Here is a 12,171-nt window from a genome sequence, read left to right as displayed (position 1 = left end):
TCGGCCACTCACTGCGCCACCACCTGCAAATTGGCGTTGCCGTAGAATGTATAGGCAAGATAGGTCGGGTCACCGGTTTCATAGAAGCGCTTGCGCACCACTTGCAGCATCTCGGCGAGGTAAACCGGTCCGTCCTTGAGCCGTGCGCTGATGCCGCCATAGAAGTCACTTGAGAAGGCTGCGGCCGCGCGGTCGGTCAACGGCCACATGCCGCCGATGAAGCCCGACGCACCACCGGCCAGCACCGCCGGGCCCCAGCCCTGCACGAAGCCGCCGAGCAGCTGGGACTTGCCCGTGTCGCAGGCATTGAAGAAATAGAACGGATTGCCCTTGCCATGCGCGGCGCTGACCAGCGCACGCCAGGTATCGGGATCGAGCGACTGGTCGACCAGGTCGATAGCAAACACCGGCCGGCCGCTGCTCGGCTGGTTGAACTCGCCGTGGCCGGAAAAATGGATGAAGCCGGTCGAGACCTCACCGACCAGTTTTTCGAAAGAGACGAAATCGCCATCGAAGCGGCGATAGCCGGCGAGCTTGCTCAACGCGTCGATCTCGACCTCCTGGAATGGCAGCAACTGCTTGTCGATATAGGAGGGAGCGACGGCCGCGACGCCGGTGAAAGCCATGCGGTCGAGTGGATTGTCGACCTGCGAGGAGGTGCTGCGCGGCGCCCAGCGGGCCAGCCGGTAGCTCATGCCGAGGAAGCCGTCGCGAGTTGCGCCGTCGGCACTTTGCGGGCGGATCAGCTCCCACGGCAGCGTGGGGCTGTTGGAGGTGACCTGGATCGAATGCAGTTCGCCCTTGTCGCGCAGCGACCAGAACACATCCTTGAACGCCGCGGGCACATAATCGCGGTAGAGCATGTCGCCAAAACCCTCGGCGGCCAGTGTGACAAAGCGCTTTTGCTCGTCCGGGTCGCTGGTTGCGGCAGGCTGCTGCAACGACACCGCGCCGCGCAAGCTCAACCCGAGCTGCAGCAGCCGCCGGTATTCAGAATCCAGCCATGCCGCCATTTGCGGTGGCGTCGAGAAGGTGTCGGTCACCGGACCGGCCAGATGCGGCGAATGGATGATGATCTGGCCAGGACCCAGTCCGCTCGGATCGTCATAAAGGATGGTGACATCGAGATCGGCGACGTCGTCGGGACTGGCATTGCCAAGTTGGACGCTGCCGGTCAGCGCCGGCTGCGGAGGGGCAGAGGCGAGCATCAGCATGGCAGGTGCGGCAGCGCGATTGGCTGTCGTGTCCTGGGCGCCGGCCTCGACGGGCGTCTTTCGACGAACAGTGACGGGTCGCGATGCCGATCCGAGGTACCGTCCGGCGCTGTAGATGCGGGCGATGAATTGGGCGGGCTTGCTGTCTTTTGCAATGGGCCGCGCCTTGAGGTCGAAGCGGACGAAATCGCTGTCGCCTTCGCGGTAGAGCGTCGTTTGCCGGCTCCATTTGCCGCCATCGGCGAGGTCGAAGCCGGAGGCGAACAGATCGATGTCGATGGGCCAGGCGTCGGTTCCCGCCGGCATCGCCATTGAAAGTGCACCGTCGGCCGCTACCGACGAGCCGGGCGCCGCCTTCACTTTCACCTCGGGCGTCAACTGCTCCTCGGTCAGTGCGATCGACACCGTCACGATCTCTCCTGCCACGACCTCGTTGGGCGCGTCGATGGTCGGATGGCGCACGACCTCAACCGCATTGTTGTCCGCCGGTGGAGGAACGGCGTCGGGAGGCGCCTCCGACGGCGGCACGGAAGGCGCTTCGGCCGTCGGCAAATCGGGTAACGGGTAAAGCGGCTTTATGACAGGCGGTGGGGCGGGCGCTGGCGACGGGACAGGCGGCAACGCCGGAGGCTCTTCGGATGTCGCCGTGTCAGGCAACGGGGCAGGTGGCGTCATGGTCGATGGCGCGTCGGAAGGCGGGCTGGGTTCCATGCCGGCGGCTCCGCCGTCACCCGGATAGGTATCGCCGAGATTGTTCTGCGCCGCGGCTGCCGCCTTGGCCGCGTCCTCCTGATACTTTCGCTGCTCCTCGTACTTCTGTCGGGCCTGCTCCTCATATTGTTGACGCTGCAGCTCCTGCCGCTTGTATTCCTCATATTGAGCGGCTTCGTCGGTGCTGTTTCCCGTCCCTGCGTCGGGACTGCCCGACCCCGGCGCGACATCCATCGCGGGCGGCGGCTCCTGGCTGCTGCCATCGTAGCCGCCGGAGCCGTACTCACTACCGTCGATCGCCGAGCCGCCGCCTGGCAAATCGTAGCCGCTGGCCGGGCTGTCATAGCCGCTACCGCCTGCGCTCATCGAGGGCGCCGGTGCGGGCTCTGGCGCGGCCGCCTCAGGCGGCGCCTCGGCCGGTGCTGGTGCGGCGGTGGCCGGCTCGCTCGGCGTCAGCACAAAATTTGTGTCTGCCGAACGGCCATAGGCCACCCACGGCCACTGAGTACCGAATGTCCTGTCGAAAACGGATTGCCTGACCGAGGCGAGGATGGTGCGTATACCCACACCTCGTCTGGTCAGCGCAGCCGTGAGCGCATCGGCAAACACCGTGACGGGTGTGGCTTCCTTCAGCGCGACGCTTCCCGGCTTGGCCGAGAGGGCGACGATGGCGTGAGAGAGCGGGTCAACCTCCGCCAGACCTTGCATCACGCCCGGAGTGGGGTTGTGCCCGTCGCCAGGATTGTCCAGCACAACCACCTTCAAAGTCGGTGTGGCCTCGAGGGCCTGCATGAACAGATCGAGAGGTAGCGCCGTCTGATCGATCGCATCCTTCGATTCGATTCGCGTGCCGCGCGTCAGCAGATAGTTCTTGCCATTGGCCTGGGCCGTATGGCCGACATAGTAGAAGATGCCGACGGAATCGGCGGCACTCAGAGACTTGGCGAAGCCATACATGGCGTGCGCCACATCGGCGCGGTCGCCGTCAGCCACTTGCCGGACGGTGAAACCGAGAGACCGCAGGGTTGTTGCAACGAGCTCGGCGCTCATCTCGGCGTTGTCGATGGCCGACGCGCCTTCATAGGCAGGACTGGCGACAACCAACGCAATACGCTCCTCGCCGCGCGCAGCGGAGAAGAGCGCCATGGTCATCAGCAGCACGGCCGCCAGAAACAGGCGCATGAGCTTGATCCAAACCCTGCAGGCCGCGGCGGTCACGCCACGACTTGCCCCAAATTCATCAACGGCCTCGTCCCGAGCATATCATGATGGGTTCATCGACGCATCGGCCGCATCCTCAACGGTTGATGCCCTGCTCGTGGTCACAAAAAGATATTGACTGTATGTTTAGTCATAGTTATCCCTAGTGGTGAGGATCAAGTTGGTCAGCCGGTTTGCGCTGGTGAATGACCACGGAGGAGAGGGAATATCTTGACAGCCATACGGCCCGCCGTTGAGGCGAAGGGCGTCACCAGGATCTTTCGGGAAACCGGTCAGGACCAGGTCAGAGCACTCGACAACGTCTCCGTCGCGATCCGCGAAAATGAATTCTTCACGCTGCTCGGCCCGTCGGGCTGCGGAAAGACGACGCTGCTGCGGCTGATCGCCGGCTTCGACTATCCGACTGACGGCGAAATCCTGCTCTATGGCCAGGACATCGCGCCGCTGCCGCCGTTCAAGCGGCCGGTCAACACCGTCTTCCAGTCCTATGCGCTGTTTCCGCACATGACGGTCGCCGACAACATCGGTTTTGGCCTGAAGATGCTGGGCAGGCCGAAGGCCGAGATAGAGGCGCGTGTCGACGCGATGCTGAAGCTCGTCCACATGCAGGCGCTCAAAAATCGCCGCACCAGCCAGATCTCCGGCGGCCAGCAGCAGCGTGTGGCGCTGGCAAGGGCACTCGCACCGCAGCCGAAGGTGCTGCTGCTCGACGAACCCTTGTCGGCGCTCGACTACAAGCTGCGCAAGGAAATGCAGATCGAGCTGAAGCGGCTGCAGCACGAGACCGGCATCACCTTCATCTTCGTCACCCACGACCAGGAGGAAGCGCTGACGATGTCGGACCGCATCGCGGTGATGTCGGCGGGAAACATCCTGCAGGTCGGCACGCCCTGGGACGTCTATGACCACCCGTCGGAACGCTTCGTCGCCGACTTTATCGGCGAGACGAACTTCCTGACCGGCATGGTCGAAAGTGCAGGCGATGGCCGGGCGCGGATTACCTTGCGCTCGGGTGCGAAGATCTGCGCGACCGCCGCCGCGGACTTCCGCGCAGGCGGCAACGCAACGCTGATGGTCCGGCCTGAGCATGCCAAGCTCGTCAAAGGCCGCGGCGACCTGACCGGCACGATCGAGACCATCGTCTATTTCGGCACCGACACGCATATCCATGTCCGGCTGGATGAAGGCAACGCCTTCATGGTGCGCCAGCAGAACTCGCGCAGCGCCAGCTGCGGCTTCGAAAACGGCGACAAGGTCGGCATATCGATCGGCGACGACGCTGCCCAAGTGCTGAAGGACTAGGGCTATGGCGACCGCGATAGAGGTAGCCGAAAAGGCTGAACGTGACGATATCAGGTCACGCTGGCTGCTTTCCACCCCGGCGCTGCTGATCGTCTTCGTCGCGGCCCTGGGGCCGCTGCTGATCGTGGTCGTCTATTCCTTTCTGACGCCAGGCAACTACGGCGATGTGAAATGGCAGTTCTCGACCGATGCCTGGGTGAGCGTGCTGTTCGAGCGTGACGTCTTCGACGACACGCTGTCGTTGGCCACCGCCTATCTGTCGATCTTCTGGCGCTCGGTATCGCTGTCGCTGGCAACCACTGTGCTGACCCTGATCCTCGGCTTCCCCACCGCCTATTTCATTGCCACACGGCCGGACCACCGGCGCGACATCTGGCTGTTCCTGATCACCATCCCGTTCTGGACCAACCTCCTGATCCGCACCTTCGCCATGCAACAGGTGCTGCGCAATGACGGCATCATCAATTCGGTGCTGCAACTGCTTGGGATCACCGACCATCCAGTGCAGCTTATGTACACCAATTTCGCCGTCCTGGCCGGCATGGTCTACGTGTTCCTGCCGCTGATGGTGCTGCCGCTATACGCCAGCATGGAGAAGATCGACTTCCGCCTGGTCGAGGCGGGCTACGACCTCTACGCGACGCGGTCCCAGGTGCTGAGGCGCATCATCGTCCCGCTGGTCACGCCAGGCATCGTCGCCGGCTCGATCCTCGTCTTCATCCCCTCGCTCGGCGCCTATGTGACGCCAAGGGTGCTCGGCGGCGGCACCAATCTGATGATTGGCAACCTGATCGAGCTGCAGTTTGGCCAGGGCAGAAACTGGCCGCTTGGTGCGGCGCTTTCGATCACCTTGATGGCGATCGTCATGGTGGCGTTGCTGTTCTATGTCCGCAACACGACCAGGTCGGATGGCGCCCATGGCTAATCGCTTCGACGTCCGGCGGCAGAACGGCTTCGTCAGCGTGGCGATGGTGTGTTTCTTCCTGCTTTACCTGCCGATCGCCACGCTCGTGGTCTACGCCTTCAACGACAATGATTCCATTGTGATCTGGAAAGGCTTTTCGCTGCGCTGGTTCCACATCGCCTGGAACAATGGGCTGGTCATCGAGGCGTCGATCCGCTCGTTCCAGATCGCCGCTGTCGCCGCCATGTTGGCGACGATCACCGCCACGATGGCGGCGCTGGCGACGACCAGGACCAAACCATATCCGGGGCTGACGCTCAAATACGCCTTCATCAACCAGCCGCTGATGGTGCCGGAGATCGTCACCGCGGTGGCGCTGCTGATCGTGTTCTCGCGCATCAAGATCTGGACTGGGTATTCCGGGCTCGGCTACCTCGTCGCAGCGCACACCGCCTTCTGCATCCCGTTCGCCTATCTGCCGATCCGGGCGCGGCTTGAAAGCATGGACCTGGCACTCGAGACCGCGGCGGCCGATCTCTACGCAACGAAGTGGAAGACATTCCTGCACGTGACCTTGCCATTGCTCTGGCCGGGCATCCTCGCCGGACTGATGCTCGCCTTCGTCGTCTCGCTGGATGACGTCGTCATAACCGAATTCGTCAAATCGGGCGGGCAGGACACGCTGCCGACCTACATGCTCGGCCAGCTCCGGCGCACCGTCACGCCGGAAGTCAATGCGATCTCGACGGCCTTCCTCATGCTGTCGATAGGCATCGTCACGGCTTTCTTTTTCATCAGCAGGAAACGGACCTGAGGCGGCAACGCCGACGGTCCCAACAATGGGAGCATGGAGCATGAACTGGAAACTGACCGCGACGGCGATCGGGCTGTCGCTGCTGGCCGTGACGGGTGCTGCCCGCGCCGAAGGTGAGCTCAACATCTACAATTGGGGCAACTACACCAACCCCGATCTCATCAAGAAGTTCGAGGAGATCTACAAGGTCAAGGTCACCGTCACCGACTTCGATTCCAACGACACAGCACTCGCCAAGATCCGCCAGGGCGGCGCCGGTTTCGACATCGTCGTGCCTTCGGCAAGCGTCGTCCCGATCTGGATCAGCGAGGGGCTGCTGCTTGAATCGCGGCCGGACCAGATGGAGAATTTCAAAAACGTCGATTCCAAATGGGTCGATGTCCCCTTCGATCCGGGTCGTAAATACACCGTTCCGTGGCAGTGGGGCACGACAGGCGTATCGGTGAACAAGTCGGTCTATTCGGGTGATGTGAACACGTCCGCGATCTTCCTCGATCCGCCGCCCGAACTCGTCGGCAAGATCAATGTCGTTCCCGAAATGGGTGACGTCATGTTCCTCGCCATCGCCTACGAAGGCGGCCAATACTGCACCGACGACAAGCTCGTGCTGAAGAAAGTGCGCGACAAGCTGGTCGAGGCCAAGGCGAAATGGCTGTCCTTCGACTATGGCGCCGTCGACGGCCTCGGCAAGGGCGACATCGCCGCCGGCGTCAACTGGAACGGCATTTCGCTCCGCCAGCGGCTGCAGAACGACAAGATCGTCTATGGCTATCCCAAGGAAGGCTACCCGATCTGGATGGACAACGTCGCCGTCCTCAAGGACGCCAGGAACGTCGAGAACGCCAAGCTCTTCCAGAACTTCATCATGGACCCGCAGAACGCCGCACTGATCTCGGCCTTCGCGCGCTATTCGAACGGCATCAAAGGCTCGGAAGCCTTCATGCCCGACGACATGAAGAACGCGCCGGAAGTGAACGTTCCGGCCGAATTCGCTGCCAAGGGACAATTCATGCCGGCCTGTCCACCTGATGTGCAGGCGCTCTACACGAAAATCTGGACCGATCTCCAGAAATAGCCCGACCCCGGTTTCTCGCGCCGCGATATCGCGGCGCGGCCACCTCCCGTCCATGCCAAAGGCGATCCGGCGATCGCAGGAGACTTCCCATGACTGATCTCGACCTTTGCTACATGCCGGCCAGCGAGGCGCTGCGGCTGTTCAAGGCGAAGAAACTCTCGCCCGTCGAATTGATGCAGGCGACCATCGACCGCGCCGAAGCCACCAGTTCGGCAATCAACTGCTTCACCTTTACCCATTTCGACGAGGCGATGGAACTGGCCAAAAAAGCTGAGGCGAAATACGCCAGGGGGGCCAGGACCGGCGCGCTCGAGGGCCTGCCGATCGGCATCAAGGACGAGAGCTACATCAAGGGCAAGCCGACATCGCACGGCTCGCTGCTGTCGAAGGACGCCATTGGCGGCCACACTTCGACGATGAACGAGCGCATCATCAAGGCCGGAGGCATCGTCCATGCACGCACGGCAACGCCCGAATTCAGCTGCGCCGGCTATACCTGGTCGAGGCGCTGGGGCGTCACGCGCAATCCGTGGAACCCGGACTTCACGCCGGGTGGTTCATCCGGCGGTGCGGCGGCGACGCTGGCCTCGGGCACATCGGCGATCGCCACCGGTTCGGACATTGCAGGCTCGATCCGCATTCCGGCGTCCGCTTGCGGTCTCGTCGGCTTCAAGCCGCCTTATGGGCGCAACCCGGACGAGCCGCCGTTCAATCTCGACTTCTATTGCCACACCGGCCCGCTGGCGCGAAACGTCGGGGATGCGATCCTGTTGCAGAATGTCATGGCGGGACCAAGTCCGCTCGACATCGCCACGCTGCGTCCGAAATTGCGCCTGCCACTCGACTACAAGCCGATCAAGGGCTGGAAGATTGCTCTCTCGATGGACCTCGGCTCCTTCGAAGTGGATGCGGAGGTGCGCAAAAACACACTCGCCGCCTGCGACGTGTTCCGCTCACTTGGCGCCACCGTCGAGGAGGTCGATCTGGGCTGGGGCGACGAGGTGCTCAAGGCCGGCATTGCCTATCTGGAGCACCTCTTCGGTGCTTCGCTGGCGCAACTTCTCAAGCAGCACGGCGGGGATATGACCAGCTATGCACGGCAATTTGCCGAAGATGGGCAAAAGTCGAAGGCTACGGATTTTGTCGCAACCCTCGACGTGGCGGCCAGGATGTACCAGACGCTCGGACCGTTGCTGGAGACATATGATGTGCTGATCTGCCCGACCAATGCGCTTCCCTCTGTGCCGGCGGAGTTCGACCACACCAGGGACACCGTCGAGATCAGCGGAAAGCAGGTGAACCCTTCGCTTGGCTGGGTGATGACGACGCCATTCAACATGCTGAGCCGTTGCCCGGTTCTGTCCATGCCGTCGGGCCGCGCGACGAATGGCGTGCCGACCGGCATCCAGATTGTCGGCCGCACCTATTGCGACGCCGATGTCTTCCGGGCGGCGCTGGCCTATGAGACGGCTCAGGGACAGTGGTACACAAACACCGAAACGCGACCGTCGCTGTGATAGCCATGTGGCCCTTGCCGCGCTGGTGCTTGATCTCCGGCTTCGGTTATGGTGAGCCGGCGCGCGGGGCTGGAAAGCTCCGCCGCGAGGTTTGAAAGGCTGGACAGAAATGGCGCAACGCAAGGCAGCCGCGAAGGCAATGGTCGCCGAGGCTGGCGACGGCCGGCTCGTGCCGGCCCCCAGGGATCGCCGGCGCGAGCGCGGTGAAGCCAGCATCCAGCGCATCATCGACGCCACCATCGATCTCATCGCCGACGAAGGTCTGGCGAGTGTCACGATGCAGCGCATCGCCGAGCATGTCGGATCCTCCAACGCACTGGTGGTTTTCCACTTTCGCAGCAAGGAGAACCTGTTTCGGGCCGTGCTGCAGTATCTCAGCGATCAGTACGATGAATTGTGGGCGACGCTGGTGCGCGTGCCCGGCCTATCGCCGGTCGAGCGGCTCATGGGCGCGGTCGAATGCGCGCAAAGATTCGCGCGGCAGCATCCGAAATGGGTCTCGGTCTTTGTCGTGTTCTCCAGCGACCGCAAGAGCATGCAGATCTACAACGAGATCGGCCTGCCCAGCGATCTCAGCTACAATGCCGAGGCGCGCGACCTGCTCATCGAAATCAAGCGCAGCGGCGGCTACACCGATGTCGACCCGGACACGCTGGCTGAGAGCCTCAACTATCTCGTCCATGGCGCATGGATCTGGGATCACCTCAATCCACCGGCGGGCAATTCCGATGTGTTGAGAAAGACGATGCTGATGCTGCTGCATCAGTCGTTTCCGCGACATTTCGAATTGATGCGCTAACTCGCTTGCTAAGGCTGTCGCAGATGGCAGCCGGCCTGCCGCTTCTGCGCCAGATATTCGTCGACAAGCTGGCGGTAGCGCACCTTGCCGAAGCTCGGAAAATGGCCGCCATGCACGACTGCGACATCGAGGTCGCGCATGCCGAGCAGCGTCGCCATGTAGTCGGAAATATCGGAGTGATAGACGTCGTCGATCAGCGGGCCGTCATAGATGATGTCGCCGGAAAGCATGATGCCGGTCTCTTTCTCGTGGAGCGCGATGCCGCCGGGCGAATGGCCGGGCGTGTGGATCACCTCGAAGGCACGGTCGCCGAGATCGACGACATCGCCATGCGCGAGCAGGCGGTCGGCCGGCGCGGGCTGGATGCTGTAGCGCGCGGTGTCCCAGCCTTGCGGCATACCGTCGAACATCTCGTCTGTCGCGTAAGTGCCGGCGGCCGTCCATTCGTTGCGCGGATCGGCCAGGATTTCCGCTTCGGCGGCGTGCACGCAGCGGTCGGGAAATTCGTGATGGCAGCCGATATGATCGAAATGCGTGTGGCTGGCGACGCAGGTCAGCTTTCGCTCCGTCACCAGCGACACGTGGCGCCTGAGGCTGAAATGGCCGAGGCCGGTATCGAACAGGAGATCACGGTCGCGGCCGCGCACATGCCACATGTTGCAGCGGAAGAACGGCTTGATCCACGGCTCATGGATCAGCGTCACGCCATCGCTCATGCGGATGGTCTCGTACCAGTCCGGAGCTCCGATGACCGGAAGCGTGCCCATGTTCAGTCCATCAACAGGATGATCTGGTCGGTATCGCACGAAACCGCAACCGTGTCGCCCGGCTGGACTGCCGCCCATGCCGGAAGCCTGGCGATGAACTGCAGCGAAGGGTCTTCGACGGAAACCGCCAGCACGCGCTTGAAGCTCCCCTGGAAGACGACGTCGCTGACCTCGGCGCTACCAAGCCTGACACCGCCGCCGGCCGCGCCGAGGACGAGGTGCTCCGGTCGTATGGCGAGCCCGACAGCCGAGCCCACCGGCAACGCGCTCGGCAACGAAACCTGCCCGACCGGCGTCGCGACAGTGCTGGTCCTGTCACTGGCCTCCGTGACGGTGCCAGCCAGGATCGTGCTTTCGCCCATGAAGGTGGCGGAAAAGCGCGTCGCCGGCCTGGCGTAGACACGTTCAGGTGGCCCTTCGTCCTCGATGCGCCCGTCATTCATCACCACGCAGTGGTCGGCGAGCGCCATCGCCTCTTCCTGGTCGTGGGTAACATGGATGAAGGCGGTGCCGACGCGCTTCTGGATCGCCTTCAGCTCGTCCTGCATCTGGCGCCGCAATTTCAGATCGAGCGCGCCAAGCGGCTCGTCGAGCAAAAGCACCGCCGGTTCGATCACCAGCGCACGCGCCAGCGCCACGCGCTGCCGCTGGCCGCCGGAGAGCTGGTGCGGTTTCTTGTCGAAAGAAGAGGCGAGGCCGACCAGCGCCAGCGCCTTGCGCGCCCGTGCGGCCCGCGTCGAGCCATCGACGCCCTGCATGCGCAGGCCGAAGCCGACATTGCTGCCGACGCTCATATGCGGGAACAGCGCGTAATCCTGGAACACCGTCGTCGTCGGGCGCTTTGCCGGCGGCAGCGAGGTGCAGTCCACGCCGCGGATGAAAACCTTGCCTTCGCTCGGGGTGACGAAGCCGCCGAGAATGGACAGCAGCGTCGTCTTGCCCGAGCCTGACGGTCCGAGCAGGATGGTGTAGCTGCCCGGTTCGATCTTGAGCGAAACGCTCTTGAGCACCGTCTGTTGGCCGAAGCGATGCGAGACCGAGTCTATGTCGACCAAAGGCGCGGTCATGCTTTTCTCCGGCGCAGCAATGTCAGTTCGAACAGCACGACCAGCACAATGGAGACGGCAAAGACCAGCGAGCCGACGGCGTTGGTCTTGGGATTGAGGCCGGAGCGCAGCAGGTTCCAGATTTCCACGGGCAAGGTCGTGTCGAAGCGGGTCAAAAGGAAGGAGATGACGAACTCGTCCCAGGAGAAGGTCATCGACAGGAAGAAGCCGGCGAATATGGCAGGCGCCATGACCGGCACGGTGATCAGGAGCAGCACCTTCCATTCCGGCGCGCCGAGGTCGCGCGCCGCCCGTTCGATGTTGATCTGGTGGTCGCCCATCTGGCTGTAGATGATGGCAAAGCACAGCGGCAGGTTGATCACGACATGGCCGATGCCGGCGGCAAGCAATGATTTCGGCACGCCGGCCCAGTTGAACAGCACCAGCAGCCCCATGCCGATGATGAGATAGCTGACCGTCAGGGGCAGCGTGATCAGCCCGCGCAGCAGGCCGGAGCCGGGCAGGACGAAGCGGGCAAAGCCCCAGGCGGAAAGGAAGCCGAGCGTGACGGCGGCCAGCGACGAAATCGAGGCAACCAGCAGCGAATTGACCAGCGCCGAAGTCAGCCGCGTGTCCGACAGAACCACGTCGTACCAGCGCAGCGACGGGCCGGTGAAGGGCGGGATCGGAAAGGAGGTCGACTGGAGCGAGAACAGGACCAGCACGACCACAGGCAGGAAGATGAAGCCGTAGACGGCAAGCGCATAGAGCCAGGATACGATGCGGACAATCCTGCGCATC

10 protein-coding genes are annotated in these 12,171 nt (G+C 63.0%); 6 read left to right on the top strand and 4 right to left on the bottom strand.

Annotated features, from left to right (window positions below; all coding sequences use genetic code 11):
* Positions 1-8: 8 nt before the first annotated feature.
* Positions 9-3,107: a caspase family protein gene (locus CGZ66_RS31900; protein ID WP_143748920.1), complete on the bottom strand. Its 3,099-nt coding sequence runs from the start codon at positions 3,105-3,107 to the stop codon at positions 9-11.
* Positions 3,108-3,356: 249 nt separating this feature from the next.
* On the opposite strand from CGZ66_RS31900, the gene CGZ66_RS31895 reads away from it, so the two are divergent.
* From CGZ66_RS31895 to CGZ66_RS31870, 6 genes are all read left to right on the top strand, one after another.
* Positions 3,357-4,448: an ABC transporter ATP-binding protein gene (locus CGZ66_RS31895; RefSeq protein WP_095090688.1), complete on the top strand. Its 1,092-nt coding sequence runs from the start codon at positions 3,357-3,359 to the stop codon at positions 4,446-4,448.
* 4 nt (positions 4,449-4,452) lie between these two features.
* Positions 4,453-5,373, top strand: a complete 921-nt coding sequence (locus CGZ66_RS31890; RefSeq protein ID WP_095090687.1) for an ABC transporter permease — start codon at positions 4,453-4,455, stop codon at positions 5,371-5,373.
* Positions 5,366-6,166, top strand: a complete 801-nt coding sequence (locus CGZ66_RS31885) for an ABC transporter permease (protein WP_095091672.1) — start codon at positions 5,366-5,368, stop codon at positions 6,164-6,166. The genes CGZ66_RS31890 and CGZ66_RS31885 overlap by 8 nt, the downstream gene beginning before the upstream one ends.
* Positions 6,167-6,206: 40 nt before the next feature.
* Positions 6,207-7,241: an extracellular solute-binding protein gene (locus tag CGZ66_RS31880; RefSeq protein WP_095090686.1), complete on the top strand. Its 1,035-nt coding sequence runs from the start codon at positions 6,207-6,209 to the stop codon at positions 7,239-7,241.
* An 89-nt stretch (positions 7,242-7,330) separates the two neighbouring features.
* Positions 7,331-8,758, top strand: coding sequence for an amidase (locus tag CGZ66_RS31875; protein WP_095090685.1), 1,428 nt, complete (start codon positions 7,331-7,333; stop codon positions 8,756-8,758).
* A 109-nt stretch (positions 8,759-8,867) separates the two neighbouring features.
* Positions 8,868-9,557: a TetR/AcrR family transcriptional regulator gene (locus tag CGZ66_RS31870; protein WP_095090684.1), complete on the top strand. Its 690-nt coding sequence runs from the start codon at positions 8,868-8,870 to the stop codon at positions 9,555-9,557.
* Between the two features lie 8 nt (positions 9,558-9,565).
* Here the strand turns inward: CGZ66_RS31870 and CGZ66_RS31865 are convergent, their stop codons facing one another.
* Genes CGZ66_RS31865 through CGZ66_RS31855 form a run of 3 tightly spaced genes read right to left on the bottom strand, consistent with a single transcriptional unit; the run spans position 9,566 to position 12,170 of the window.
* Positions 9,566-10,324, bottom strand: a complete 759-nt coding sequence (locus tag CGZ66_RS31865) for an MBL fold metallo-hydrolase (RefSeq protein ID WP_095090683.1) — start codon at positions 10,322-10,324, stop codon at positions 9,566-9,568.
* A gap of 2 nt (positions 10,325-10,326) precedes the next feature.
* The gene (locus CGZ66_RS31860) at positions 10,327-11,391 is read right to left on the bottom strand and encodes an ABC transporter ATP-binding protein (RefSeq protein ID WP_095090682.1); all 1,065 of its coding nucleotides are present in this window, start codon (positions 11,389-11,391) and stop codon (positions 10,327-10,329) included.
* Positions 11,388-12,170 carry an ABC transporter permease gene (locus CGZ66_RS31855; RefSeq protein WP_095090681.1) on the bottom strand — a complete coding sequence of 261 codons (783 nt, stop codon included), beginning with the start codon at positions 12,168-12,170 and terminating at the stop codon, positions 11,388-11,390. The genes CGZ66_RS31860 and CGZ66_RS31855 overlap by 4 nt, the downstream gene beginning before the upstream one ends.
* Between the last annotated feature and the right edge of the window lies 1 nt (position 12,171).

The sequence above is a fragment of the Mesorhizobium sophorae genome (assembly GCF_002270415.1).
GTDB lineage: Bacteria > Pseudomonadota > Alphaproteobacteria > Rhizobiales > Rhizobiaceae > Mesorhizobium > Mesorhizobium sophorae.
This window is presented reverse-complemented; position numbering and strand designations above follow the sequence as displayed.